The organism is Streptomyces sp. NPDC020747 (genome assembly GCF_044334695.1).
Taxonomy (GTDB): domain Bacteria; phylum Actinomycetota; class Actinomycetes; order Streptomycetales; family Streptomycetaceae; genus Streptomyces.
Genome location: NZ_JBIRTJ010000004.1, coordinates 556,268 through 582,806, shown reverse-complemented (window position 1 = coordinate 582,806; position 26,539 = coordinate 556,268). Strand labels below are relative to the sequence as shown.

Genomic DNA, 26,539 nt, shown 5'->3' with positions numbered 1-26,539 from the left:
AGCGTGAGGGAAACGCCCGGTTACATTCCGAACCCGGAAGCTAAGCCTTACAGCGCCGATGGTACTGCAGGGGGGACCCTGTGGGAGAGTAGGACGCCGCCGAACGATTATTAATAGAGCTGGTCCCTGAACTTCGGTTCAGGGACCAGCTCTTTTTTGTTGTGCGTCACTTGGAGTTCACGTTGCGCGACCAACATCTGACACATGGGTACTGCTGCAATGCTCCGGGCCGCGGGCGTGGGAATCGGTGACGAGGTCATCGTGCCGGCGTTCGGCAACGTCGAGGTCGCCGAGGCCGTGATGCAGGCCGGTGCGATGCCGGTCTTCGCCGACATAGACCCGGGCACGTACTGCCTGGACGCCGCCGAGGTGAACGCGGCCGTCGGTCCGCGGACGGTCGCTGTCGTCGCCGTACACCGCTTTGGTCGGCCCGCCGACATCGCGCGGCTCCGGGACGTCGGACAGCGGCACGGGCTGCTCGTGCTGGAGCAGGGCGAGTCCGAAGCGCCGTACAGCGAGATCGAGGAGCGCAGGGCACATGCGGCGTTCCTCGACGGGCGGTTGAGGGGTGTGCGGACGCCGGTGCGCGGCATCGGACACACGTACCAGCAGTACGTCGTGCGGGTGCCTGGGAACGGGCGGCCGGACCGGGACGCCTTCGCGCGGGCCGTGCGGGCCAAGGGAATCGAGTGCCGGGTGCCGGTGAAGACGCCCGTGCACCGGATGCCCGTGTTCCGGCGGGACGTCTGCCTGCCGGAGACTGAGCGGGCCGCCGACGAGACGCTGGCTCTGCCTGTCGACGCGTCGCTCACGAAGCGGGAGATGCAGCGGATGGTGTCCGCGTGCAATGCGCTCGGTGGGCTCCTGCAGCCCGCTTTCTAGGCGTTGAACGCGGGTCGAACACGGTTGGGAGCACGCCGCCGTTCGGGGTATGATCTATTTCGTTGCCGCGAGGGAGACCTCGAAGGGTAACCGGCCCCCCTAGCTCAGTCGGTAGAGCGTCTCCATGGTAAGGAGAAGGTCAACGGTTCGATTCCGTTGGGGGGCTCAGACAAAAAGGCCTCCGCCCTTGTGGGCGGGGGCCTTTCGTGTGTCCGGGGCCGGTTTCTCCGGGGCGGGCTCAGTCGTTCTGGAGGCCGGGAACGCGCATCGCGAGGATCGCCATGTCGTCCGACGGGGCGTCCGACGCGAAGCGTTCCACCGCGCGCATGATGCGGGCGGCCACGGCTCCGGCCGTGAGGCCTGTGCAGGTGGTGAGGACGTCGGTGAGGCCGTCGTCGCCCAACATGCGGGTGCCCTCGCGGCGTTCGGTGACGCCGTCCGTCACGCACAGCAGGACGTCGCCCGGATCGAGCGTGATCGTCTGCTCGTAGAGCTCCAGGTCCTCCATCACGCCGAGGAGCGGCTGAGGTTCGGCGGCCGGTTCGACCGTGCCGTCCTGGCGGAGGCGCAGGGGGAGCGGGTGGCCGGCGCAGACGACCTTGAGGAGCGCCGAGCCGTCCTCCTGGGGCCACAACTCCCCGTACAGGAGCGTCAGGAAGCGGCTGCGGGCGCCCTCGTCGAGGATCGCGGAGTTCAGGCGCTCCAGGACCGCCGGGCCGCCGAAGCCCTCGCGGGCGAGCAGCCGCAGCGCGTGCCGGGCGAGGCCTGTGACCGCGGCCGCCTCCGGGCCCGTACCGCAGACGTCTCCGATGGCGAAGCCGTAGGCGCCGTCGCGGATGGGGAAGAGGTCGTAGAAGTCGCCGCCGACTTCGTTGCCCTCGCCCGCCGCGCGGTAGATGACCTCGACCTCCACCCCGTCGATCTGGGGGAGTTCCGGGGGCAGGAGGCTGCGCTGGAGGGACTGGCTGATGGCCGTGCGCTCCGAGTACAGGCGGGCGTTGTCGAGGGCCAGGGCGGCCCGGCGGCTCAAGTCCTCGGCGAGTTCCAGGATTTCCTGGCGGAAGTGTTCGTCCGACGGCTTGCCGAGCGTCAGCATGCCGATGACGCGGTTGCGGGCCACCAGGGGGAGTACGACGGTCTCGCCGCCGACCGCGGCGGCCGTTTGTAGTGTCGTGCCGATGCCGGAGCTCACGGTGGCGGGCTCGCCGAGGCCGAGGCTGCGCATGGAGGTGCGCAGGGCGGCCTGGTGGGCGGCCTCCGCGGGGGCGCCCCAGACGCGGGCGCCCGGGGTCGGGACGGGGTCCGGAGGGGCGATCTTCGAGAGGAGTGCCTTGAGGCCGTCGATGCGCTCCTCGTCCTCGTGCAGGACGTACGAAAGATACGGATCCGACGCCTGGTCGGCGATCGTGTAGACGGCGCACCAGGTGGCCAGGGTCGGGACCGTCATCTGGGCCATCAGGGCCAGTGTCTGGTCGCGGTCCAGCGTGCCCGCGAGGAGGTCCGAGGCCTCGACGAGGAAGGACAGGGAGCCGCGGCGCAGGCGCTCCAGCTCGCCCAGGCGTGCCGACTCCACGGCGAGCGCGATGCGGTCGGCGGCGAACTGGAGGCGCAGGGCCTCCTCGTTCGTGTACCGCCCCTGGGCCTCGGCCGCGACGCCGAGCGAGCCGGTGAGGCGGCCCTCGACCTTGAGGGGGACCGTGACGACCGAGCGCATGCCCGTGCCGCTGAGCAGTGGTACGGCGCCCGGAACGACCGTCAGGTCCTCGTGTACGGCGGGCATACGGGCCGAGCCGTAGCGACCCGGGCCCGCTTCCACGGGGACGCGGGCGAAGCGCTGGCGGGCGGAGGGGAGGCCGGTGGAGGCGCGGACCTCCAGCTCCGTTTCGTCGTCGGTCGCCAGGAGGAGGAAGGCGGAGTCGCCGTCGAGCATGTCGCGGGCGCGCTCCACCGTGCGCTGGAGGAGGCCGTCCAGGTCGTCGGGGGCCGGCGAGCCGATGAAGACCTCGAAGGGGTCCGACGCCTGGCCCTCTGAGCTGGTCGTCGTGTCCGAGGCGTTGACGCGCAACGGGGTCTGCAGGACGGCGCGTTCGTGGTCGCGGACGAGCAGGCAGACCGTTGACGGCTCGCCGCCGGTGTCCCGGACGCGCAGATGCGAGGCGTAGACGGGCGTCACACGGCCGTTGGCGGCGCGCAGGCCGTAGCTGCCCTCCCAGCGGGAGAGTTGGAGCGCCTCGACGATGCCGGTGCTCGTGCCGGGGGTGTGCGGCCAGGCCGCGAGGTCGGTGAGGGGCTTGCCGATGACCTGCTCGGCCGCGTACCCGAAGAGTTCCTCCGCGTCCTCGTTCCAGGCGTTGATGGCGCCCGTGCGGTCGATCTGGATGACCGCCACGCGTACGCGGCCGTCGGCGAGCGGGAGGAGGTTGGCCGGGAGGGCGGGGCCGGCCGTGCGGGTGCCCACCGAGCGTTCCGGCAGTTCCAGCTGGAACCAGACCTGCTTGTGCGTGGGCGTGTATTCGACGCCCCAGCGGCCGGCCAGGGCGGCGCAGAGCTGGAGGCCGCGGCCGCCCTCGCGGTCGGGGCTGCCCATGTTGATGGCGGTCGCCTGGAGTGGAATCTCACGTTCCGGGTAGCGGTCCCCCACCTCGATCCGTACGCCCTCGTCGCTGCGCAGGCACAGGACGTCGGCGGACGTGCCCGCGTGCACCACGGCGTTGGTGACAAGCTCGCTGGTGAGGACCACGGCGTCGTCGACGATGTCGGCGAAGCCCCAACCCTGGAGGGTGTCACGGACGAAGGACCGAGCGGTCGCGACGGACCGCCCGACAGGATCGAAGCTGGCGGCCGCGCGCGCGGTGATCACAGAACTCCTTGTCCGGTTGTCGGAGGGCAGCGCTGCGTGGCCGACCCGCTCCTGCCGTGGCAGGGGCTGGTTCCCCGTCGGCCGGGGATCCTGGGGTGGTCCCCCGGGATGCAGTTCGGTGGTCATGGTGCGGTGCCCCTCCGATGCCTGCCCGCTCGTGCTCGTGCCACCGCCCAGGCCGGAAGGACCGGCGTGGCTGGACAGCCGCATGCAAGGTTACTTACCTTCGCGGTCCATGCGGATGCCGGTCACCACTGTTTCCACTCCGGAGCGTGTGTGCGGACCATGTGCGAAGCTGCCGAACTGTTATGGCCTGGTTCAGCCATGGTGAAACACTGGGCAAGCTTCAAGGGAAGGTCCGGGCAGGCCGAGTGCCTTTCAGTACACCGAGCAGTAGTACCCGAGTACGCCGAGCAGTAAATGGTCGACCCTTGCGGGAGGGACACAGTGGAGTCTGGCGCAGCGACGCGGGGCACTAAAACGCGCGCGAAAGGCGGACAGTCCCTGAGCAACAAGCGCAAACCGCGCAATGGCACCACCGACGTGGACACGGCCGCCCTGGACAGGCTGCTGGTGGCCCTGGTGTCGATGCGGGACGGCAACTTCCGTAAGCGGCTCACGGTCTCGGGCGATGGCGTGATGTCCGAGATTGCGGCGGTTTTCAATGAAGTGGCCGACCGGAATCTGCATCTGACGGGCGAGCTGGCGCGTGTGCGGCGCATGGTCGGCCGTGAGGGCAAGTTGACGGAGCGGCTGGAGTCGGGCGCCTGCGAGGGCTCCTGGGCCACCGCGATCGACAACTCCAACGCGCTGGTCGACGACCTCGTACGGCCCGTCTCCGAGGTCGGACGGGTGCTGTCCGCCGTTGCGGAGGGTGATCTGTCGCCGCGTATGGAGCTGCGGGCGCAGGCCGCGGACGGGAACGGGCATCCGCTGCGCGGGGAGTTCCTGAAGGTCGGGCGCACGGTCAACAACCTGGTCGACCAGCTGTCGACGTTCACCGACGAGGTCACGCGCGTGGCCAGCGAGGTGGGCACCGAGGGCAAGCTGGGCGGGCAGGCGCGGGTGCGCGGGATGTCCGGTTCGTGGAAGGACCTCACGGACTCGGTCAACACCATGGCGTACCGGCTGACGGCTCAGGTGCGGGACATCGCGCTCGTGACCACGGCGGTCGCCAAGGGTGACTTGTCCCGGAAGGTCACGGTTCACGTGGCCGGCGAGATGCTGGAGCTCAAGAACACCGTCAACACGATGGTGGACCAGCTGTCCTCTTTCTCCTCAGAGGTGACGCGAGTCGCGCGCGAGGTGGGCACCGAGGGCGAGCTCGGCGGGCAGGCACAGGTGCCGGGTGTGGCCGGCGTGTGGAAGGACCTCACCGATTCGGTGAATCTTATGGCCGGCAATCTGACCGCGCAGGTGCGCGGGATTGCGCAGGTGACGACAGCCGTGGCCAACGGTGACCTGTCGCAGAAGGTCACCGTGTCGGCGCGTGGCGAGGTCGCGCAGCTCGCCGAGACGATCAACCAGATGACCGAGACACTGCGTACGTTCGCGGACGAGGTCACCCGCGTGGCCAACGAGGTCGGCGGCGAGGGGCGGCTCGGCGGGCAGGCGAACGTTCCGGGCGCGGCGGGAACGTGGAAGGACCTCACCGATTCGGTGAACACGGTCTTCCGGAACCTCACCACTCAGGTGCGGGACATCGCCGCGGTGACGACGGCCGTGGCCAACGGTGACCTGTCGCAGAAGGTCAGCGTCGAGGTCGCCGGCGAGATGCTGGAACTGAAGAACACCGTCAACACGATGGTCGACCAGCTGTCGAGCTTCGGTGCCGAGGTGACCCGCGTGGCGCGGGAGATCGGTGTCGAGGGTGAGTTGGGCGGCCAGGCGGCGGTGCCGGGCGCGGCCGGTACGTGGAAGGACCTCACCGACTCCGTCAACACGGCGTTCCGGAATCTCACCGGACAGGTGAGGAACATCGCGCAGGTGACGACGGCGGTGGCCAACGGCGACCTGTCGCAGAAGGTCACCGTGGACGTCTCCGGCGAGATGCTCCAGCTGAAGAACACCGTGAACACGATGGTGGACCAGCTGTCGTCCTTCGCCGACCAGGTGACGCGGATGGCGCGTGACGTGGGCACGGAGGGCCGGCTGGGCGGGCAGGCGCGCGTGGACGGGGTGTCCGGCACGTGGAAGGACCTCACCGACTCCGTCAACTTCATGGCGGGCAACCTGACGTCCCAGGTGCGGCAGATCGCCCAGGTGACGACGGCGGTCGCCCGGGGTGACCTGTCGCAGAAGATCGAGGTCGACGCGCGCGGCGAGATCCTGGAGCTCAAGAACACCATCAACACGATGGTCGACCAGCTCAGCGCCTTCGCCGAGCAGGTGACCAGGGTGGCCCGTGAGGTGGGTACGGACGGCCGCCTGGGCGGTCAGGCGCAGGTGCCCGGCGTAGCCGGTGTGTGGCGCGATCTGACGGACTCCGTGAACGGCATGGCCGGCAACCTCACCGCCCAGGTGCGCAACATCGCGCAGGTCGCGACCGCTGTGGCCCGGGGTGACCTGTCGCAGAAGATCGACGTGGACGCGCGCGGCGAGATCCTGGAGCTGAAGAACACCCTCAACACGATGGTGGACCAGCTCTCGAACTTCGCCGAGCAGGTGACCCGGGTGGCCCGCGAGGTGGGCACGGAGGGCATCCTCGGCGGGCAGGCCGAGGTGCAGGGTGTCTCCGGCACCTGGAAGGACCTCACGCAGTCCGTGAACTTCATGGCGAACAACCTGACGATCCAGGTGCGCAACATCGCCGAGGTCACGACCGCCGTCGCCATGGGCGACCTGTCCAAGAAGATCACCGTCGACGCCAAGGGCGAGATCCTCGAACTGGTCACGACCGTCAACACAATGGTCGACCAGCTGTCGTCGTTCGCCGAGCAGGTGACCCGGGTGGCCCGCGAGGTGGGCACCGAGGGCATCCTGGGCGGCCAGGCGCACGCGTCGGGGGTCACGGGCATCTGGAAGGACCTCACCGACAACGTCAACCTGATGGCCAACAACCTGACCGTGCAGGTGCGGAACATCTCCCAGGTCGCCGCGGCCGTCGCCAACGGGGACCTGACCAGGACGGTGACGATCGAGGCCCGCGGCGAGGTCGCGCAGCTCGCCGACACCTTCAACACCATGGTGAAGACGCTGAGTTCGTTCGCCGACCAGGTCACCAAGGTGGCCCGCGAGGTGGGCACGGACGGCATCCTCGGCGGCCAGGCGCGCGTACCGGGCGTGTCCGGTACGTGGAAGGACCTCACCGAGTCCGTGAACGGTATGGCGTCCAACCTGACCGGCCAGGTGCGCAACATCGCGATGGTCACCACGGCCATCGCCAAGGGCGACCTGACCAAGAAGATCGACATCGACGCGCGCGGCGAGATCCTGGAGCTGAAGACCACCATCAACACGATGGTCGACCAGCTGTCGTCGTTCGCCGAGGAGGTCACCCGGGTCGCCCGGGAGGTGGGCACCGAGGGAGCGTTGGGCGGCCAGGCGCGCGTACGCGACGTCGACGGCACCTGGCGCGACCTCACCGAGTCGGTGAACGAGATGGCCGGGAACCTCACCCGGCAGGTGCGTGCCATCGCGCGCGTGGCGACCGCGGTGACCCGTGGCGACCTCAACCTGAAGATCGACGTGGACGCCTCCGGCGAGATCCAGGAACTTCAGGACTACATCAACAAGATGATCGCCAACCTCCGCGACACCACCATCGCCAACAAGGAGCAGGACTGGCTGAAGGGCAACCTCGCCCGGATCTCCGGTCTGATGCAGGGCCGGCGCGACCTCGCCGACGTGGCCTCGCTGATCATGAGCGAACTGACTCCGGTGGTCTCGGCCCAGCACGGCGCGTTCTTCCTGGCGATGCCGCTGGACGACGGCAAGGACGTGGGCGCGGCGCACGACGACTCGTACGAGCTGCGCATGCTCGGGTCGTACGGGTACTCCATGGGCTCCATGCCGACGTCGTTCAGGCCCGGTGAGACGCTGATCGGGACGGCCGCCAAGGAGAGGCGGACGATTCTCGTGGAGAACGTGCCGCCGGGGTACCTGAAGATCGCGTCCGGGCTCGGTGAGGCGCCTCCCGCGCATGTCATCGTGCTGCCGGTGCTCTTCGAGGGGACCGTGCTCGGTGTGATCGAGCTGGCGTCGTTCCACTCGTTCACGCACATCCAGAAGGACTTCCTCAGCCAGATCGCCGAGATGATCGCGACGAGCGTCAACACGATCGCGGTCAACACGAAGACAGAGGTACTGCTCAAGCAGTCGCAGGAGTTGACCGAGCAGCTGCGGGAGCGGTCGGCCGAGCTGGAGAACCGGCAGAAGGCCCTCCAGGCGTCCAACGCCGAACTGGAGGAGAAGGCCGAGCTGCTGGCCCAGCAGAACCGCGACATCGAGGTGAAGAACACCGAGATCGAGGAGGCGCGGCAGGTCCTGGAGGAGCGCGCCGAGCAACTCGCGGTCTCCATGCGCTACAAGAGCGAGTTCCTCGCCAACATGTCGCACGAGCTGCGTACGCCGCTCAACTCGCTGCTGATCCTGGCCAAGCTGCTCGCCGACAACGCGGACTCCAACCTCACCCCGAAGCAGGTCGAGTTCGCCGAGACGATCCACGGCGCGGGTTCCGACCTGCTCCAGCTGATCAACGACATCCTCGACCTGTCGAAGGTCGAGGCGGGCAAGATGGACGTGTCGCCGACACGCATCGCGCTGGTCCAACTCGTCGACTACGTAGAGGCCACTTTCCGTCCGTTGACGGCAGAGAAGGGCCTCGATTTCTCCGTACGTGTGTCGCCGGAGCTGCCGGCCACGCTGCACACGGACGAACAGCGGCTGCTCCAGGTGCTGCGCAACCTGCTCTCCAACGCGGTGAAGTTCACCGACTCCGGAGCGGTCGAACTGGTCATCCGGCCCGCGGGCGCGGAGGTGCCGGTCGCCATCCGGGAACAGCTCCTGGAGGCGGGTTCGCTGCGGGACGCGGACGCCGATCTGATCGCGTTCTCCGTGGCGGACACGGGAATCGGGATCGCGGCCAGCAAGATGCGGGTGATCTTCGAGGCGTTCAAGCAGGCGGACGGCACGACGAGCCGCAAGTACGGCGGTACGGGACTGGGGTTGTCCATCTCCCGGGAGATCGCGCGGCTGCTGGGCGGCGAGATCCACGCGCAGAGCGAACCGGGACGCGGCTCGACGTTCACGCTGTACTTGCCGCTGCACCCGAGCGAACTGCCCCCCCAGGGCTATCCGCAACTCGGTACGCCCATGGAGAACGGGGCGCTTCCGGCCGGCTCGGACGACGAGAACGGGGGGCATGTGGAGACCCCCGCCGAGGTCAAGTCGTACCAGGAGACCCAGAACGGGGCCGCCGCGCTCTTCAGGCGGCGTCGCAGGGCGATGCCCTCGGCCCAGCAGCGGCCCGCCCTTCCGGGGCCTCAGACGCAGGCCCGGGATTCCTGGACCGTCGGCGGCGAGGAGACGTCCGTGCACTCGCGCGCCGTCATCCGCTTCGAGGGCGAGAAGGTGCTGATCGTCGACGACGACATCCGCAACGTGTTCGCGCTCACCAGCGTCCTGGAGCAGCACGGACTGTCGGTGCTGTACGCCGAGAACGGCCGCGAGGGCATCGAAGTGCTGGAACAGCACGACGATGTGACGGTCGTCCTGATGGACATCATGATGCCCGAGATGGATGGATACGCGACCACGACGGCGATCCGTCGGATGCCCCAGTTCGCCGGGCTGCCGATCATCGCGCTCACCGCGAAGGCGATGAAGGGCGACCGGGAGAAGGCGATCGAGTCGGGCGCTTCCGACTATGTGACGAAGCCGGTCGATCCCGATCATCTGCTCGCGGTGATGCAGCAGTGGATGCGCGGACAGTGACAGGGTGGCAGGAGTGATCGGCCGACCGGGAACAGCCCGGTGGCCAGGGGTGTTGGGTCGGTCGCCCGGGCACGCCGGGCTGTTGACTCAGTGTGCCCGAGGCGGTGTAGAGACCCGGGATTCGGGGAACCTTCTGGTCTCCCGCTACGTTTCTGCTACGTGCACAGTGACATCGCGGTGACAGGGTGTGGCGACAGGCGGGGTGCGGCTACCATGACCGGCACAAGGACGGGCGACGCAAGGGAGTCGTCCCCTGGGGCGGCGCCCGGTGCACTGCCGGGGCGAGGAGGGCGGGCCATGGTGCAGAAGGCCAAGATCCTCCTGGTCGATGACCGGCCGGAGAATCTGCTGGCGCTGGAGGCGATTCTCTCCGCGCTCGATCAGACACTGGTTCGGGCATCTTCCGGGGAGGAAGCGCTCAAAGCACTGCTCACGGACGACTTCGCGGTCATTCTGCTGGACGTCCAGATGCCGGGCATGGACGGTTTCGAAACCGCCGCGCACATCAAGAGGCGAGAACGGACCCGGGACATCCCGATCATCTTCCTCACGGCGATCAATCACGGCCCGCACCACACCTTCCGGGGGTACGCGGCGGGTGCGGTGGACTACATCTCGAAGCCGTTCGACCCGTGGGTGCTGCGCGCGAAGGTCTCGGTCTTCGTAGAGCTCTACATGAAGAACTGCCAACTCCGGGAGCAGGCCGCGCTGCTGCGGCTCCAGCTCGAAGGCGGTGGCGGCAAGGCGGCGGTCGGCGACTCCAAGGAGCCGGCCGGACTGCTCGCCGAGCTCTCCGCGCGACTCGCGGCTGTCGAGGAGCAGGCCGAGGCCCTCTCCAAACAGCTCGACGACGACTCGGCGGACGCGGCCGCGGTGGCCACCGCGGCCCATCTCGAACGCAAACTCACGGGATTGCGCCGGGCGCTGGACGCGTTGGAGCCGGGGACGGGAAACGGGGCGGCCTCGCTGCCCTCGCCGAACTGAGCCGAGCGGCCGAGCCCATCCGGCGGGCCGCCCGGCACGCCACGCCGGGTTGGCCAAGGCCGGTTCGTGGCTTGCGGGTTGGCGGGCACTGATCGCGCCCACGCTGCGGAGCCGCACATGCCGCCGCCCCGCATTCCTTACGGGACTTCGTCGGTTGAGGCGGCGTCAGTTCGGCGCCCTGTGTGGGCGACACGAACGGGTGAAGCAGTAGGCACACGTGTCCGCAGTGGTCTCCACCGGTAACCTCACACCCATGGCCTCACGTCAGTCCGCAGCCAAGAAGGCGCCCGCGAAGAAGGCGGCCGCTCCGAGGAAGGCTGCGGCGAAGAAGGCCCCCGCGAAGAAAGCTCCGGCGAAAAAGGCGCCCGCGAAGAAGGCCGCGGCCAAGAAAGCCGCGCCTCCGAAGCCGGCGCCCAACCCGACCGGGGGCGTGTACAAGCTGGTGCGCGCCCTGTGGCTGGGGGTCGCGCACGCCGTCGGCGCCGTGTTCCGCGGCATAGGGCGGGGCGCGAAGGGGCTCGACCCGGCGCATCGAAAGGACGGTCTCGCGCTGCTGCTGCTCGGGCTGGCACTGATTGTCGCGGCCGGGACCTGGTCCAACCTCCGTGGTCCGGTGGGCGACCTCGTCGAGATGCTGGTGACCGGTGCCTTCGGCCGCCTCGACCTGCTCGTGCCGATACTGCTCGGGGTCATCGCCGCGCGCCTCATCCGGCACCCCGAGAAGCCCGAGGCCAACGGCCGCATCGTGATCGGCCTTTCCGCGCTCGCCATCGGTGTGCTCGGCCAGGTCCACATCGCCTGCGGGGCACCCGCGCGCAGCGACGGCATGCAGGCGATAAGGGACGCGGGCGGGCTCATCGGCTGGGGTGCGGCGACACCACTGACGTACACGATGGGCGAGGTCCTCGCCGTACCGCTCCTTGCGCTGGTCACGGTCTTCGGGCTGCTGGTGGTCACCGCGACGCCGGTCAACGCCATTCCGCAGCGCCTGCGCATGCTGGGCGCCCGGCTCGGCCTCGTACACCCTCCGGTGACGGACGACGGCTTCGACGAGGACGACGAGCGCTACGACGACCAGTGGCGCGAAGCGCTGCCCGCGAGCCCCCGGCGGCGCCGGGCGGCGCCCGAGGAGTACGACCCGGACGGTGCCGAGCAGGAGGCTCTCTCCGCGCGCCGGAGCCGCCGCAGGCGGCCTGCCGTGCAGCAGCCCGCGCTGGACAGGCCCATGGACGCCGTGGACGTGGCCGCGGCCGCCGCGGCGGCGCTCGACGGCGCCGTGATGCACGGGATGCCTCCCAGCGCGCTGGTGGCCGATCTGACGCAGGGCGTCGGTGCGGATCGCGGCGACCGTCCGGACACCGGCGGACAGGACACGGGCCGGCGCGGGGAGCCGACGCCGGTGCCCGCCGCGCGTGCCAAGGGCGCCAAGCCCAAGCAGGAGATGCTCAAGGCCGAGGTCGCCGACCTGACCAAGCCCGCTCCCGAGACCGCGCGCGACCTGCCTCCGCGCGCCGAGCAGCTGCAGCTCTCCGGCGACATCACCTACTCCCTGCCGTCGCTCGACCTCCTGGAGCGCGGCGGCCCCGGCAAGACACGCAGCGCCGCCAACGACGCCGTGGTCGCCTCGCTCACGAACGTCTTCATGGAGTTCAAGGTCGACGCCGCCGTCACGGGCTTCACCCGCGGTCCGACGGTCACGCGGTACGAGGTCGAGCTCGGCCCCGCCGTGAAGGTCGAGCGGATCACGGCGCTCGCCAAGAACATCGCGTACGCCGTCGCCAGCCCGGACGTGCGGATCATCAGCCCGATCCCCGGCAAGTCGGCGGTCGGTATCGAGATCCCCAACACCGACCGCGAGATGGTCAACCTGGGCGACGTGCTGCGCCTCGCGGACGCCGCAGAGGACGACCACCCGATGCTGGTCGCGCTCGGCAAGGACGTCGAGGGCGGCTATGTGATGGCCAACCTGGCGAAGATGCCGCACGTCCTGGTGGCCGGAGCGACCGGTTCCGGTAAATCCTCGTGCATTAACTGCCTGATTACGTCCGTCATGGTCCGCGCGACCCCCGAGGACGTGCGCATGGTCCTCGTCGACCCCAAGCGCGTCGAGCTGACCGCGTACGAGGGCATCCCGCACCTCATCACGCCGATCATCACCAACCCGAAGCGGGCCGCGGAGGCGCTGCAGTGGGTCGTACGGGAGATGGATCTGCGGTACGACGACCTGGCGGCGTTCGGCTACCGGCACATCGACGACTTCAACCAGGCCATCCGCGACGGCAAGCTCAAGACGCCGGAAGGCAGCGAGCGGGAGCTCAAGGCCTATCCGTACCTACTGGTGATCGTCGATGAGCTCGCCGACCTGATGATGGTCGCGCCACGGGACGTCGAGGACTCGATCGTGCGTATCACGCAGCTCGCGCGTGCGGCCGGCATCCACCTGGTGCTCGCCACACAGCGGCCTTCCGTGGACGTCGTCACCGGTCTGATCAAGGCGAACGTGCCGTCGCGGCTCGCCTTCGCCACGTCGTCGCTCGCGGACTCGCGGGTCATCCTCGACCAGCCCGGCGCCGAGAAGCTGATCGGCAAGGGCGACGGGCTGTTCCTGCCGATGGGGGCGAACAAGCCGACCCGTATGCAGGGCGCCTTCGTCACCGAGGACGAGGTCGCGGCCGTCGTCCAGCACTGCAAGGACCAGATGGCGCCGATCTTCCGGGAAGACGTCACCGTGGGCACCAAGCAGAAGAAGGAGATCGACGAGGACATCGGCGACGACCTCGACCTGCTGTGCCAGGCCGCCGAACTGGTCGTCTCCACGCAGTTCGGGTCCACCTCGATGCTCCAGCGCAAGCTGCGCGTCGGGTTCGCCAAGGCCGGCCGGCTGATGGACCTCATGGAGTCCCGCAACATCGTCGGTCCGAGCGAGGGTTCCAAGGCACGTGATGTTCTTGTGAAACCTGATGAGCTGGACGGAGTGCTCGCGGTGATCCGTGGGGAGGCTCATCCGTAGAGAAACGGGGAAGTCCGATTCCTCTTGCGGATGGGCCACGGCCACGTGGGTGAGCACGTCAGGGCCACGTGGGTGATTCGAACGTGACTCACCCGTAAGGGAACCGTGAGCAACCGTTTCCCTTCGTCGCACGTCAAGTTGAGGGAAGGGAAAGGCACGTGTCCCACCATCAGGATGACCAGCCGTTCTGATGGCGTACAAAGTCCCACCGCCCGGTTGCCCCACCCTTTCACAACCCCCCTAGACTGAACCTCCAGCACAGGTGGCTACACGCTCGAAAGGCGCCCCCGTGTCCATCGGCAACTCCCCTGACGACAACTCCCCTCAGGACGAGCCTCCCATCGAAAAGGGTGATCGCCCTTCGATCGGCCGTGCTCTGCAGCAGGCGCGCATCGCGGCGGGGCTGACGGTCGACGATGTCAGTAACGCCACCCGGGTCCGCATGGCCATCGTGCACGCGATCGAACAGGACGACTTCACGCCCTGCGGCGGCGACGTGTACGCGCGCGGTCACCTCAAGACGCTGGCGCGTGCCGTCGACCTCGATCCGGCGCCGCTCCTCGCGCAGTACGACGACGATCACGGCGGGCGGCCCGCGCCGACCCCCGCGGCACCGATGTTCGAGGCCGAGCGGATCCGTCCGGAGCGCCGGGGACCCAACTGGACCGCCGCCATGGTCGCCGCGATCGTCGCGGTGATCGCCTTCGTCGGGTTCACGATGGTCAAGGACGACTCGGACGGCTCGAAGACGCAGGTCGCCGAGGGATCCACGCCCACCGCCAGCAAGCCCGTCAAGACCAAGCCGACCCCGACCAAGCCCGTCGACCCCAAGCCCGACCCGTCGGACAGCGCCATCGCGGCCGCGCCGCAGGACAAGGTGACCGTCCAGGTGACCGCCCCCGACGGGCGCAGCTGGATCTCCGCCAAGGACCACAACGGCCGGCTGCTCTTCGACGGCTTCCTGAAGCAGGGCGACTCCAAGACCTTCCAGGACAAGGAGAAGATCGACCTCGTCCTCGGTGACGCGGGCGCGCTCCAGCTCTACGTCAACGGCAAGAAGATCGAGGACGAGTTCCAGGCGGGTGGGGTCGAGCGCCTCACCTACACGAAGGGCGACCCCGAGGTCGGCTGAGCGACCCGGAGGTCGGACAAGCGACCTCAAGGGACATGCGGGTACGGGGTTGGCCAAGATCGGCCAACCCCGTCGACGTGGGCTGTCAGTGGGACGAAGTAGTCTTGAGCCCATGCCTGAACGCCGTACCGTCGCACTCGTCACTCTTGGCTGCGCCCGTAACGAGGTGGACTCGGAGGAGCTCGCAGGCCGCTTGGAGGCGGACGGCTGGCACCTCGTGGAGGACGCCGAGAACGCGGACGTCGCGGTCGTCAACACCTGTGGCTTCGTCGAGGCCGCCAAGAAGGACTCCGTCGACGCCCTCCTGGAGGCCAACGACCTCAAGGGCCATGGGAGAACACAGGCCGTGGTGGCCGTCGGCTGCATGGCCGAGCGGTACGGCAAGGAGCTCGCCGAGGCCCTGCCCGAGGCCGACGGTGTGCTCGGCTTCGACGACTACGCCGACATCTCCGACCGCCTCCAGACCATCCTGAACGGCGGAATCCACGCCGCCCACACCCCGCGCGACCGGCGCAAGCTGCTGCCGATCAGCCCGGCCGAGCGGCAGAGCGCGGGCGCGGAGGTCGCCCTTCCGGGGCACGCTCCCGTCGATCTTCCGGAGGGCCTCGCGCCGGAGTCCGGCCCCCGCGCGCCCCTGCGCCGCAGGCTCGACGGCTCACCGGTCGCCTCGGTGAAGCTGGCCTCCGGCTGCGACCGGCGCTGCTCCTTCTGCGCCATCCCGTCCTTCCGCGGCTCCTTCATCTCGCGGCGGCCGTCCGACGTCCTGGGCGAGACACGCTGGCTGGCCGAGCAGGGCGTCAAGGAGGTCATGCTGGTCTCCGAGAACAACACCTCGTACGGCAAGGACCTCGGCGACATCCGTCTGCTGGAGACACTGCTGCCCGAGCTCGCCGACGTCGACGGGATCGAGCGGGTGCGGGTCAGCTACCTCCAGCCCGCCGAGATGCGGCCCGGGCTCATCGACGTACTGACCTCGACGCCGAAGATCGCGCCCTACTTCGACCTGTCCTTCCAGCACTCCGCCCCCGGGGTGCTGCGCGCGATGCGGCGCTTCGGGAGCACCGACCAGTTCCTGCAGCTGCTCGACACGATCCGCTCCAAGGCCCCGCAGGCCGGTGTGCGGTCCAACTTCATCGTGGGCTTCCCCGGCGAGACCGCGGACGACCTGGCGGAGCTGGAGCGCTTCCTGACCGGCGCGCGGCTCGACGCCATCGGTGTCTTCGGGTACTCCGACGAGGACGGCACCGAAGCGGCGACCTACGAGAACAAGCTGGACGAGGACGTCGTCGCCGAGCGCCTCGCGCGCGTGTCCCGGCTCGCCGAGGAGCTGGTCTCGCAGCGCGCGGAGGAGCGGGTCGGGGAGACCTTGCACGTGCTGGTCGAGTCTCTGGGCTCCGCCGGTTCCGACGGCGAGGAGGAGCCCGCGTACGGCCGCGCCGCGCACCAGGCGCCCGAGACCGACGGCCAGGTGCTGTTCACGAGCGGCGAAGGTCTCGTCGTCGGCCGTATGGTCGAGGCGAAGGTGGTCGGTACGGAAGGTGTCGACCTGGTGGCCGAGCCGCTCCCGGGCTCGCTCGCAGGTACAGAGGAGGCGGCCAGATGACCGGAGCCCCGGCATCCGCGGCGGGCGGCCCCGGTGCGCCCGGCACGCGTGGTGCTGTCGGCGCTTCCGGCGCTTCCGGCACGGGAACTTCCGGTAAGGGATCCTCTGGTACGGGTGCTTCCGGCGTCCAGGGCTCTCAGGGTTCGAAGACACCGCGTGGCGCGAAGCTGAGCGCCGCGGCCGTCAACCAGGCCAGCCTGTGGAACGTGGCCAACCTCCTCACCATGCTCCGGCTCGTGCTCGTGCCGGGCTTCGTGGCGCTGATGCTGGCCGACGGCGGATACGACCCTGTGTGGCGGGCGTGGGCCTGGGCGGCCTTCGCCGTCGCCATGATCACGGACGTCTTCGACGGTCATCTGGCGCGTACGTACAACCTCGTCACCGACTTCGGGAAGATCGCCGACCCGATCGCCGACAAGGCGATCATGGGCGCGGCGCTCATCTGTCTCTCCTCCCTCGGTGATCTGCCGTGGTGGGTGACGGGCGTGATCCTCGGGCGTGAGCTCGGGATCACCCTGCTGCGCTTCGTGGTGATCCGTTACGGCGTGATCCCCGCCAGCCGCGGCGGGAAGATAAAGACGCTGACGCAGGGCGTGGCCGTCGGGATGTACGTCCTGGCGCTGACGGGGCCGCTGGCGACCCTGAGGTTCTGGGTGATGGCTGCGGCGGTCGCCCTGACCGTCGTCACCGGGCTCGACTATGTGAGACAGGCCATTGTGCTGCGGCGTCAGGGACTGGCCGAGCGGAAGGCCGCCGCCGAGGAGGCGGAAGCGTGACGTCCACGGCCGCCGAAGTGCTGCGACTACTCACGGTGAGGGGCGAGACGCTCGCTGTCGCCGAGTCGCTGACCGGCGGTCTGGTGGCGGCGGACCTCGCGGGGGTGCCCGGAGCCTCCAAGGCCTTCCGCGGCTCGGTGACCGCGTACGCCACCGATCTCAAGCGCGATGTACTCGGCGTCGACGCCACTCTGCTGGATCAGCGTGGAGCGGTGGATCCGCAGGTCGCGGCCCAGATGGCGGCCGGTGCCCGCAAGGTGCTCGGCGCGGACTGGGGCATCGCCACGACCGGTGTCGCCGGTCCGGAACCCCAGGACGGACAGCCCGTCGGCACGGTTTTCGTTGCGGTGGACGGGCCGCACAGCGCGTCCGGCGAAGGCGTTCTTGGCGGGAAAGTGGTGGCGTTGCGGTTGAACGGCTCCCGGACGGAAATCCGTATGGAGAGTGTACGGAGCGTGCTCGCACTGCTTCTGGAGCAGCTTGTGGGCGAACTCACTGAGAATGAGCGGGCACAGGATACGGAACAGAACGGGGGGTTTTGATGTTTGCAGCCCTGAGTGAACACGACATCGCTCCCCGCACGGCCGCAGCGCAAGGCGGTACGGTGGGGCGAGAAGGATGCGGCTACGCGGTCCGAGGAGGGAGCCACCGATGATTCTGCTCCGTCGCCTGCTTGGTGACGTGCTGCGTCGGCAGCGCCAGCGCCAGGGCCGTACTCTGCGCGAAGTCTCCTCGTCCGCCCGAGTTTCACTCGGCTATCTTTCCGAGGTGGAGCGGGGGCAGAAAGAGGCTTCCTCTGAGCTGCTTTCCGCGATCTGCGACGCGCTGGACGTACGGATGTCCGAGCTCATGCGGGAAGTGAGCGACGAGCTCGCACTCGCCGAGCTGGCCCGGTCGGCAGCGGCTACCGAGCCTGTGCCCACGCCGGTGCGGCCGAGGCTCAATTCCGTATCGGTGACCGGTGTGCCGCCGGAACGGGTGACCATCAAGGCGCCTGCGGAGGCGGTCGACGTCGTCGCCGCCTGACGCTCACGGGCTCGCGCCCGCGAGCTGAGATGCGAAGAACTGTGTGAGAGCCCCGGCCGGGGCCTTCTCCGGGGAGACCTGGAGGGGGGCGGTCGGGGCTTTTGCGTGGGCGGAGGCTGAAGCCGGGGCGTGGCGTGAGGGTGGGGCTCGATGGCGCGGCGTGAGGGTGTGGCTTGACGGCGTGGCTTGGTGGCGTGGTGGGTTTGTCAGCGTTTGCCGGTAGTGGTCGGGGCGGCCATGGTGGAGGAGCGGGGGCGGAAGCCGGGGGTCGTTGCTGACCGGAGGATGTCCATGTACGTCGTGAAGAGCCCGCTGACCGATGCCGATCTGAAGACCGTGGCCGAGGCGCTGCAGGGTGCGCTGGTCGACCTGGTGGACCTGTCGCTCGTGGCGAAGCAGATCCACTGGAACGTGGTCGGACCGCGCTTCCGGTCCGTCCATCTCCAGCTCGACGAGGTCGTGGACACCGCCCGGCTGCACTCCGACACCGTGGCCGAGCGCGCCTCCACGCTCGGGGTCTCGCCGGACGGACGGGCCGCGACCGTCGCGACCAGCAGCGGTATCGGGGTCACGCCGGACGGGTGGGTCAAGGACACCGACGCGGTGGGGGCGCTCGTGGACGCGCTCGCCGCCGTCATCGAGCGGATGAGGGCGCGGGTCGGGGCTACGGGGGAGGCGGATCCGGTGAGCCAGGACATCTTCATCGGGATCACCGCGGACCTTGAGAAGCATCACTGGATGTTCCAGGCGGAGAACGGGTGAGGTTGGCTCTGCCGGGTTATGTGGGCAGTGGCTAGTGGCTGTGGCTGTGGCTGTGGTTTTGGGGTTGGGGTTGGCCTCGGCTTCGGTTCTGGGTGTGCGGTTGTGGGGCGGGCGCCGGTGGTGTGCGCCGGGCGCCCCGTTCGTGTCGATGCGCCCTGTCGATGGGTGAACCCGGCGGTCTAGCGTCGGGCGTCCGGCTGGAGGTGGAGCCATGGCGGGGCGGATGGGGCGAATAGGCAGGTGGGGGCTGGCCCTGGGCGTTGGAGGGCTGTGGTGGTGGGCCGTGATGCGGCTGGCGTTCGCGCCGGGCGCCGGCGTGCTGGAGGGGGCGGTCGCGGCCGGCGGGTGGGGGCTGAGTCTGCTTCCGGTGCACTGTGTGCCGAAGGGGCGTGCCGTTGGGGCGGCCGGGTCGGATCAGTGGGCGCGGCGCGTCTCGGAGGCTTGGCGGAGGAGGCGGGGGCCGCTTCTGGGGCGCGGGGGGTCTTCGTGAGGCACTTTTCCGGAAGGCTTCGGAGCGCTAGGGAGGGTTTGGGAGGGCCTCGCGGCGGCTTCTGGGGAGGGCTCTGGAGGGGCGTGTCGGTTGGTGCGGGGCATGGCGTCGGGTGGGTGCGGGGCGTGCGTGGGTGCCTCGCTACCAGGGCATTGCCACGCCTCCGTTGGGGCGGAGGATCTGGCCCGTAGTGAACGACGAGGCGTCGGAGGCGAGATGCAGGACCGCGTGGGCGATGTCCTCCGGCTCACCGACCCGGCCCAGTGGTGACATCCGGGCCATGAACCCCTCGGTCCGCGCCTGGGCCTCGCCGTCGTGGCGGTCGGTCATGGGCGTACGGATCCAGCCCGGCGCGACCGCGTTTACGCGGATGCCGTGCGGGCCCATCTCCGTCGCCAGGGTCTTCGTCAGCTGGACGACGGCCGCCTTCGCCGCTCCGTAGCAGAGCAGGCCCGGTCCGCCGGTGTCGACGGCCCCGGACGCCATCGTGACGATGCTGCCGCGCGTACCTGACGCGATCATCGCGAGGGCCGCCTCCTGGCAGGCGTACAGAACACCCTTGAAGTTGACGCCGAGTACGCGGTCGAGGTCCTCGTCGCGGGTCTCCAGGACCGGGCTGCTGTGCATGATCCCGGCGACCGCGGCCATGACGTCCAGGCGCTCGCAGGCCGCGACCGCCTCATTGAGCTGGGCGCGGTCGGTGACGTCGAGCGGATGCGAGTGGGCCGTACCGCCCGCGTCCTTGATGAGGGTCGCTGTCTCGTCCAGGCCCTGGGCGTCGCGGTCCGCGCAGTGGACGGTGGCACCCGCCTCCGCGAGCAGCACGGCAGAGGCGCGGCCGATACCGCTTGCGGCGCCGGTGACGAATGCGGTGCGTCCGGTGAGGTCGTACGCCGTGACGGACATGAGGGGACCGTACGAGGGTTTCTGACGGGTCGTCAATTAGTTGTACGTGACGGGTTGTATGCGGTGGGGTTGCTCAGGACGGCGGGTTGTACGCGGTGGGGCTGGTCAGCGGTGTGGGGACGGGCCCGGCTGGCAGGTCGGGCACCAGTACGTGGGGCGCTCCCGGGAGCCGTCGCCCTGGTTCGCGGCGCGGACCGAGGTGCGGCAGCGCAGGCAGGGGCGGGGTGCGCGGCCGTACACGTACAGGTTCTGGTCGCGCCGGCCTGTGGTGTTGCGGACCGGGCGGTCGCGGTTGGCTTCGAGGACCTTCCTGGCGAGGGCGGGCAGACGGGCGGCGTGTTCGGCGGGGAGGTCGCCGATGGGGAGCCAGGGGGTCGCGCGGAGCAGAAAGCAGAGCTCGCACTTGTAGATGTTGCCGATGCCGGCGAGGTTGCGTTGGTCGAGGAGGGCCTCACCGAGGGGGCGGGCCGGGTCGCGCAGGAGGTTCGCCAGGGCCTTGTCGGGGTCCCAGTCCGGGCCCAGGAGGTCGGGGCCGAGGTGGCCGACGGCTCGTTCCTCGTCGGTGGTGCGGAGCAGCTCCAGTACGGGGAGCCGGTAGCCCACGGCCGTGCGGTCGGCGGTGCCGAGGATGACCCGGATCTGGTGGCCCGGGCCGCCGCTCCAGCGCTCGCCCGGGGCGTACACCTTCCAGGAGCCGTCCATCCGAAGATGCGAGTGCAGGGTCAGGCCGCCCTCGATACGGGTGAGCAGGTGTTTCCCGCGCGGGGTGACGTCCAGGACCGTGCGTCCGGTGAGGTCGGCCGTGGCGTACTTGGGCACCCGGAGGTCGGAGCGGGTGAGCACGTGGCCCGCGAGCGAGGTGTGCAGGCGCCGGGCGGTCTGCCAGACGGTGTCTCCTTCGGGCATGGGGTCCAGGGTGGCATGGGGCGGGCGGGGTGTCTTGTGTGGTGGGGAGGCCGGGGAGGGGACCGGGTGGGATGGGTGGGCGTCGGGCGGGCGGCTCTACGCCGCGGGCTGTTTTACGCGCGGAGGCGCAGCCCTCGTGGGGTCGCGTGGAAACCGGCTCCTTCCAGGAGGGTGCCGAAGGCGGATGTCAGTGCGGAGGCGCCGTTGACCCGCTCCACCGTGACCGTGCCGAGGGATCCCGCGCGGGCGGCCGCGGCGAGTGCCTCGGCGGCTGTGCGCAGGCGTGGGTCGTGCAGGGGCGAGTCGTCGGGAGGGGAACTGTCGGAGGGCGAGCCGTCGAGGGTGGACGGCCAGGCCAGGAGTGTCTTGCCGCCGCGCTCCATGTAGAGGGTCAGCTCTCCGTCCACCAGCACGACCAGGGAGCCCGCCTTGCGGCCGGGCTTGTGACCGGCGCCGGTGGGGGGTTCTGGCCAGGCGAGGGCCGCGCCGTAGGCGTTCGCGGGGTCGGCGGCGGCCAGCACGATGGCGCGGTTGCCGTTGCCCGCGCGGGCACGGGAGGCGGGGCCTCCGGGGAAGGCCTGCGGGGCCGTACGGGGGCTGTCGGCGAAGGGGGGTGGATATCGATGATCGGAGCCGGGCGTCGCGGCGCCGGGGAAGGGCGGTCCGGAGCTGTCGTGCAATGAGCGCAAGGAGTACGGGTCGTGGTCCGACCGGAGGGCGTCGGAGGCAGGGAAGCCCGTGTCGTCCGTGTCGTCAAAGGGGTCCGGGTGTCCGGCGGGACCGTCGGCGTGGCCCGGTGTCCGTGCGCTCGGACGGCCGCCCGGCTGGGGCATGCCCGGGAACCCGGGCTCGGGCAGGGCCTCGCCCCGCTCGCGGGCGTTGGCCGCCGCGCGCAGTCGGTCCACCGCGCCGTCCATCGCGAACTGGGCGGCGCCGAGCCCTTCCACCACATAGCCGCGGCGGGCCTGGCCGCTCTCCTCGAAGGCGGACAGGATGCGATAGACGGCGGAGAAGCCGCCCTCCACGCCCTCCGCGGCGACCGCGCCCCGGGTGACCACGCCGTGCCGGTCGAGCAGGGTACGGGCCAGGGCATGGGCGCGGACCGTGGCGTCGGGTTCGAGACCGGGGAGCAGCGACCAGCGGCCCGCGACGGTCGGCGGGCCCGTCCGGGACTGGGGGCGTGCGGCGGCCGTCAGGCTTCCGTACCGTCCGCGGGGCACCGTGCGTTTCGCGCGGTGTGCTGTGGAACCCGCGGTGCGGCCCGAGCCGAGGAGGGCACGCATCGGGCCGAGCGTGTCGTTCGTCAGGCGGCCCGACCAGGCCAGGTCCCAGATGGCGTCGGCGAGTTGGGGGTCGGTGGCATCGGGGTGCGTGGTGGCGCGGATCTGGTCGGTGATCTGCCGGAAGAAGAGGCCGTAGCCCCCGGAGAGGGCGTCCAGGACCGACTGGTGGAGCGCGGTCAGCTCCAAGGGATGCGGGGGTGGCAGGAGGAGGGGAGCGGTGTCCGCCAGGTAGACGGACACCCAGCCGTCCTTGCCGGGGAGCGCGCCCGCTCCGGCCCAGACGACCTCTCCGGCGGCGGTCAGCTCGTCGAGCATCGCGGGGGCGTAGTGTGCGACGCGGGACGGCAGGACGAGCTTCTCCAGCGCCGACGCGGGCACCGAAGCGCCCTGCAACTGCTCGATGGCGCGCACGAGTCCGTCGATGCCGCGCAGGCCGTGCCCACTGCCGAGGTGCTGCCACTGCGGCAGGAACTGTGCCAGCGCGGCGGGCGGCACCGGCTCCAGCTCATGGCGCAGCGCGGCCAGCGAACGGCGCCGCAGCCGGCGCAGCACCGTCGCGTCGCACCACTCCTGGCCGATCCCCGCCGGGTGGAACTCCCCTTGTACGACACGGCCGGCCGCGGCGAGCCGCTGCAGCGCCCCTTCGGTGACGGCCGGACCCAGGCCGAAGCGGGCCGCCGCCGCGGTCGAGGTGAACGGGCCGTGCGTGCGCGCGTACCGGGCGAGGAGATCGCCGAGCGGGTCCTTGACCGGTTCGGTGAAGGCTTCCGGGACGCCGACCGGCAGCGCTGTGCCGAGCGCGTCGCGCAGTCGGCCCGCGTCCTCGATCGCCGCCCAGTGGTCGGCCCCGCCGATCCGGACCCGGATGGCGCGGCGGGCCGAGGCCAGGTCCCGGGCCCACTCCGGTTCGGCGCCGCGCTCGGCCAACTCGGCGTCGGTGAGCGGGCCGAGCATCCGCAGGAGGTCCGCGACGCCTTCGGCGTCCTTGGTGCGGCGGTCCTCCGTGAGCCACTGGAGCTCGCTCTCCAGCTCCGTCAGGACGTCGGCGTCCAGGAGTTCACGCAGCTCCGCCTGGCCGAGGAGCTCGGCGAGCAGACGCGAGTCCAGCGACAGGGCCGCGGCACGCCGCTCGGCGAGCGGGGAGTCGCCCTCGTACAGGAACTGGGCGACATAGCCGAACAGCAGTGACCGGGCGAAGGGTGACGGCTCCGGTGTCGTGACCTCGACGAGCCGTACCTTGCGGGACTCCAGGTCGCCCATCAGTTCCGTGAGGCCCGGTACGTCGAAGACGTCCTGGAGGCATTCGCGGACCGCTTCCAGAACGATGGGGAAGGAGCCGTACTCGCCGGCCACCTGGAGCAGTTGGGCGGCGCGCTGGCGCTGCTGCCACAGGGGGGTGCGCTTGCCGGGGCTGCGGCGCGGCAGGAGCAGGGCGCGGGCGGCGCATTCGCGGAAGCGGGACGCGAACAGGGCCGAGCCGCCGACCTGGTCGGTGACGATCTGGTTGACCTCCCCCTTGTCGAACGCGACGTCCGCCGCGCCCACGGGGGCCTGCTCCGCGTCGTACTCCGTGCCCAGCTTGGTGGGTTCCTGGTCGAGCAGGTCCAGGCCCATCAGGTCGGCGTCCGGCAGGCGCAGGACGATGCCGTCGTCGGCGTGCATGACCTGGGCGTCCATGCCGTACCGCTCGGCGAGGCGGGCGCCCAGCGCGAGTGCCCACGGGGCGTGGACCTGGGCGCCGAAGGGCGAGTGCACGACGACCCGCCAGTCGCCCAGCTCGTCACGGAAACGCTCGACGACGATGGTGCGGTCGTCCGGGATGTGGCCGCAGGCCTCGCGCTGTTCGGCCAGGTAGGACAGGACGTTGTCGGCGGCCCAGGCGTCCAGGCCCGCCGCGAGGAGGCGGAGGCGGGCGTCCTCCTTGGGCAGCGATCCGACCTCGCGCAGGAAGGCGCCCACCGCGCGGCCCAGTTCGAGCGGACGCCCGAGCTGGTCGCCCTTCCAGAACGGCAGCCTGCCCGGCACACCGGGGGCGGGGGACACCAGGACGCGGTCGCGCGTGATGTCCTCGATGCGCCAGGAGCTGGTGCCGAGCGTGAACACGTCTCCCACGCGGGACTCGTAGACCATCTCCTCGTCGAGCTCGCCGACCCGGCCGCCGCCCTTCTTGGGGTCGGCGCCGGCGAGGAAGACCCCGAAGAGGCCGCGGTCGGGGATGGTGCCGCCGGAGGTGACGGCGAGGCGCTGGGCGCCGGGGCGGCCCGTGACCGTACCCGCGACGCGGTCCCACACCACACGCGGCCGCAGCTCGGCGAAGGCGTCGGAGGGGTAGCGGCCCGCGAGCATGTCGAGCACCGCCGTGAACGCCGACTCCGGAAGCGACGCGAAGGGGGCCGCGCGGCGGACCGTGCTGAGCAGGTCGTCGACCTGCCAGGTGTCGAGCGCGGTCATGGCGACGAGCTGCTGGGCCAGCACGTCCAGGGGGTTGGCGGGGATGCGGAGGGACTCGATGGAGCCGGTGCGCATCCGCTCGGTGACCACGGCTGCCTGGACGAGGTCGCCCCGGTACTTGGGGAAGACCACGCCCGTGGAGACCGCCCCGACCTGGTGACCCGCACGGCCCACGCGCTGGAGGCCCGACGCCACGGACGGCGGTGACTCGACCTGGACGACGAGGTCCACCGCACCCATGTCGATGCCCAGCTCCAGGCTGGACGTGGCGACCACCGCGGGCAGGCGGCCCGCCTTCAGGTCCTCCTCGACGAGGGCGCGCTGCTCCTTGGAGACCGAGCCGTGGTGGGCGCGGGCGATGACCGGCGGGGCACCCTGGGCCGCGCCCGAGCCGCCCATCAGCTCGGCCGGCGCGTGGTGCTCCTCCAGGGGCTCGCCGGTCGCCCGCTCGTACGCGATCTCGTTGAGCCGGTTGCAGAGGCGCTCCGCCAGGCGGCGCGAGTTGGCGAAGACGATCGTCGAGCGGTGGGACTGGACCAGGTCGGCGATCCTCTCCTCGACGTGCGGCCAGATCGAGGGGCGCTCGGCTGCCGTGTCGGAGTCCGCGACGGGGGAGCCGCCGAGCTCGCCCAGGTCCTCGACGGGCACGACTACGGAGAGGTCGAATTCCTTGCCGGACGGGGGCTGGACGATCTCGACCCTGCGTTGGGGCGAGAGGTAGCGGGCGACCTCGTCCACCGGGCGGACGGTGGCGGAGAGGCCGATACGGCGGGCGGGCCTCGGGAGCAGCTCGTCCAGGCGCTCCAGGGTGAGGGCGAGGTGGGCGCCGCGCTTCGTTCCCGCGACCGCGTGCACCTCGTCCAGGATCACCGTCTCGATACCCGTCAGCGCGTCGCGCGTGGCCGACGTGAGCATCAGGAACAGCGACTCCGGGGTCGTGATCAGGATGTCCGGCGGGCGGGTGGACAGCGCGCGGCGCTCGGCCGGCGGGGTGTCGCCGGAGCGGATGCCGACCTTCACCTCGGGCTCGGGCAGGCCCAGGCGCACCGCCTCCTGCCGGATGCCGGTCAGCGGGCTGCGCAGATTTCGCTCCACGTCGACCGCGAGGGCCTTCAGCGGTGACACGTACAGGACCCGGCAGCGCTTCTTCGGGTCGGCCGGGGGAGGGGTCGAGGCCAGCTGGTCGAGGGCGGCGAGAAACGCGGCCAGGGTCTTGCCCGAGCCGGTGGGGGCCACGACCAGCACGTCCGAGCCCTCGCCGATGGCTCGCCACGCTCCGGCCTGGGCCGCGGTGGGCGCGTCGAAGGCACCCGTGAACCAGGCACGGGTCGCTGGTGAGAAGCCGTCCAGGGCTCGGTGTGCGGAGCTGACCATGCGTCCATCCTGCACCCGGGCACTGACAACGGCGCTGACCTGCGAAGAATCGGGTGCAAGGGGCCGGCTGCGGTCCGGTCGTCCGTTCGCCTGCCGTCGTTGTGGGGCGGGGCCGGTCCGGTCCGGGGCGCGTGTGGTGTGCCCGTCTCGTGTTTGCGCC

Annotated in this window: 15 protein-coding genes, 1 tRNA gene and 1 rRNA gene; 13 read left to right on the top strand and 4 right to left on the bottom strand. The window is 70.3% G+C overall.

Features of this window, described 5'->3' with window-relative positions; all coding sequences use genetic code 11:
- From rrf to ACH4YP_RS15215, 3 genes are all read left to right on the top strand, one after another.
- Positions 1-105 (top strand): 5S ribosomal RNA (gene rrf / locus ACH4YP_RS15225); the annotation flags it as partial.
- A 114-nt stretch (positions 106-219) separates the two neighbouring features.
- Entirely contained in the window at positions 220-882 is a 663-nt protein-coding gene (locus ACH4YP_RS15220; RefSeq protein WP_361059268.1) for a DegT/DnrJ/EryC1/StrS family aminotransferase, read from the top strand.
- Positions 883-975: 93 nt separating this feature from the next.
- A tRNA-Thr gene (locus ACH4YP_RS15215) sits at positions 976-1,048 on the top strand.
- Positions 1,049-1,120: 72 nt separating this feature from the next.
- On the opposite strand, the gene ACH4YP_RS15210 is transcribed toward ACH4YP_RS15215, so the two are convergent.
- Entirely contained in the window at positions 1,121-3,868 is a 2,748-nt protein-coding gene (locus tag ACH4YP_RS15210; RefSeq protein WP_361059266.1) for a SpoIIE family protein phosphatase, read from the bottom strand.
- Positions 3,869-4,189: 321 nt separating this feature from the next.
- Between ACH4YP_RS15210 and ACH4YP_RS15205 the strand changes: the two genes are divergently transcribed.
- The 10 genes from ACH4YP_RS15205 to ACH4YP_RS15160 all read left to right on the top strand — a co-directional run bounded on the left by ACH4YP_RS15205 (position 4,190) and on the right by ACH4YP_RS15160 (position 19,459).
- Entirely contained in the window at positions 4,190-9,676 is a 5,487-nt protein-coding gene (locus ACH4YP_RS15205) for a HAMP domain-containing protein (RefSeq protein ID WP_361059260.1), read from the top strand.
- Between the two features lie 297 nt (positions 9,677-9,973).
- Positions 9,974-10,660 (top strand): response regulator, encoded by a 687-nt coding sequence (locus tag ACH4YP_RS15200; protein ID WP_361059258.1) that lies wholly within the window; start codon positions 9,974-9,976, stop codon positions 10,658-10,660.
- A gap of 253 nt (positions 10,661-10,913) precedes the next feature.
- Positions 10,914-13,670 carry a DNA translocase FtsK gene (locus ACH4YP_RS15195; RefSeq protein ID WP_398490816.1) on the top strand — a complete coding sequence of 919 codons (2,757 nt, stop codon included), beginning with the start codon at positions 10,914-10,916 and terminating at the stop codon, positions 13,668-13,670.
- Between the two features lie 289 nt (positions 13,671-13,959).
- The gene (locus ACH4YP_RS15190; protein WP_361059254.1) at positions 13,960-14,802 is read left to right on the top strand and encodes a RodZ domain-containing protein; all 843 of its coding nucleotides are present in this window, start codon (positions 13,960-13,962) and stop codon (positions 14,800-14,802) included.
- A gap of 112 nt (positions 14,803-14,914) precedes the next feature.
- Positions 14,915-16,405 (top strand): 30S ribosomal protein S12 methylthiotransferase RimO, encoded by a 1,491-nt coding sequence (gene rimO / locus ACH4YP_RS15185; protein WP_361059252.1) that lies wholly within the window; start codon positions 14,915-14,917, stop codon positions 16,403-16,405.
- A complete protein-coding gene (gene pgsA / locus ACH4YP_RS15180) occupies positions 16,402-17,181 on the top strand; it encodes a CDP-diacylglycerol--glycerol-3-phosphate 3-phosphatidyltransferase (RefSeq protein WP_361059250.1) in 780 nt (259 codons plus the stop codon). Before rimO ends, pgsA begins: the two co-directional genes overlap by 4 nt.
- On the top strand, positions 17,178-17,723 hold the full coding sequence (locus ACH4YP_RS15175; RefSeq protein ID WP_361059248.1) for a CinA family protein: 546 nt from the start codon (positions 17,178-17,180) through the stop codon (positions 17,721-17,723). Before pgsA ends, ACH4YP_RS15175 begins: the two co-directional genes overlap by 4 nt.
- A gap of 109 nt (positions 17,724-17,832) precedes the next feature.
- Positions 17,833-18,207: a helix-turn-helix domain-containing protein gene (locus ACH4YP_RS15170; RefSeq protein ID WP_055509692.1), complete on the top strand. Its 375-nt coding sequence runs from the start codon at positions 17,833-17,835 to the stop codon at positions 18,205-18,207.
- A gap of 291 nt (positions 18,208-18,498) precedes the next feature.
- Positions 18,499-18,969 (top strand): DNA starvation/stationary phase protection protein, encoded by a 471-nt coding sequence (locus ACH4YP_RS15165; protein WP_361059245.1) that lies wholly within the window; start codon positions 18,499-18,501, stop codon positions 18,967-18,969.
- 223 nt (positions 18,970-19,192) lie between these two features.
- Positions 19,193-19,459: a hypothetical protein gene (locus tag ACH4YP_RS15160; protein ID WP_361059243.1), complete on the top strand. Its 267-nt coding sequence runs from the start codon at positions 19,193-19,195 to the stop codon at positions 19,457-19,459.
- Between the two features lie 141 nt (positions 19,460-19,600).
- Here the strand turns inward: ACH4YP_RS15160 and ACH4YP_RS15155 are convergent, their stop codons facing one another.
- From ACH4YP_RS15155 to ACH4YP_RS15145, 3 genes are all read right to left on the bottom strand, one after another.
- A complete protein-coding gene (locus tag ACH4YP_RS15155) occupies positions 19,601-20,365 on the bottom strand; it encodes an SDR family NAD(P)-dependent oxidoreductase (protein ID WP_361059241.1) in 765 nt (254 codons plus the stop codon).
- Between the two features lie 105 nt (positions 20,366-20,470).
- Positions 20,471-21,271 carry an Fpg/Nei family DNA glycosylase gene (locus ACH4YP_RS15150; protein WP_398490815.1) on the bottom strand — a complete coding sequence of 267 codons (801 nt, stop codon included), beginning with the start codon at positions 21,269-21,271 and terminating at the stop codon, positions 20,471-20,473.
- A gap of 113 nt (positions 21,272-21,384) precedes the next feature.
- Positions 21,385-26,379 carry an ATP-dependent helicase gene (locus ACH4YP_RS15145; protein ID WP_398490814.1) on the bottom strand — a complete coding sequence of 1,665 codons (4,995 nt, stop codon included), beginning with the start codon at positions 26,377-26,379 and terminating at the stop codon, positions 21,385-21,387.
- Between the last annotated feature and the right edge of the window lie 160 nt (positions 26,380-26,539).

Excerpts from the sequence above, each read along its gene's own strand:
- ACH4YP_RS15145 (WP_398490814.1), bottom strand. The coding sequence starts at position 26,379 with ATGGTCAGCTCCGCACACCGAGCCCTGGACGGCTTCTCACCAGCGACC.
- ACH4YP_RS15195 (WP_398490816.1), top strand. The coding sequence starts at position 10,914 with ATGGCCTCACGTCAGTCCGCAGCCAAGAAGGCGCCCGCGAAGAAGGCG.
- ACH4YP_RS15220 (WP_361059268.1), top strand. The coding sequence starts at position 220 with ATGCTCCGGGCCGCGGGCGTGGGAATCGGTGACGAGGTCATCGTGCCG.
- pgsA (WP_361059250.1), top strand. The coding sequence starts at position 16,402 with ATGACCGGAGCCCCGGCATCCGCGGCGGGCGGCCCCGGTGCGCCCGGC.
- ACH4YP_RS15170 (WP_055509692.1), top strand. The coding sequence starts at position 17,833 with ATGATTCTGCTCCGTCGCCTGCTTGGTGACGTGCTGCGTCGGCAGCGC.
- ACH4YP_RS15160 (WP_361059243.1), top strand. The coding sequence starts at position 19,193 with ATGGGGCGAATAGGCAGGTGGGGGCTGGCCCTGGGCGTTGGAGGGCTG.
- ACH4YP_RS15200 (WP_361059258.1), top strand. The coding sequence starts at position 9,974 with ATGGTGCAGAAGGCCAAGATCCTCCTGGTCGATGACCGGCCGGAGAAT.
- ACH4YP_RS15210 (WP_361059266.1), bottom strand. The coding sequence starts at position 3,868 with ATGACCACCGAACTGCATCCCGGGGGACCACCCCAGGATCCCCGGCCG.
- rimO (WP_361059252.1), top strand. The coding sequence starts at position 14,915 with ATGCCTGAACGCCGTACCGTCGCACTCGTCACTCTTGGCTGCGCCCGT.
- ACH4YP_RS15155 (WP_361059241.1), bottom strand. The coding sequence starts at position 20,365 with ATGTCCGTCACGGCGTACGACCTCACCGGACGCACCGCATTCGTCACC.
- ACH4YP_RS15150 (WP_398490815.1), bottom strand. The coding sequence starts at position 21,271 with ATGCCCGAAGGAGACACCGTCTGGCAGACCGCCCGGCGCCTGCACACC.
- ACH4YP_RS15165 (WP_361059245.1), top strand. The coding sequence starts at position 18,499 with ATGTACGTCGTGAAGAGCCCGCTGACCGATGCCGATCTGAAGACCGTG.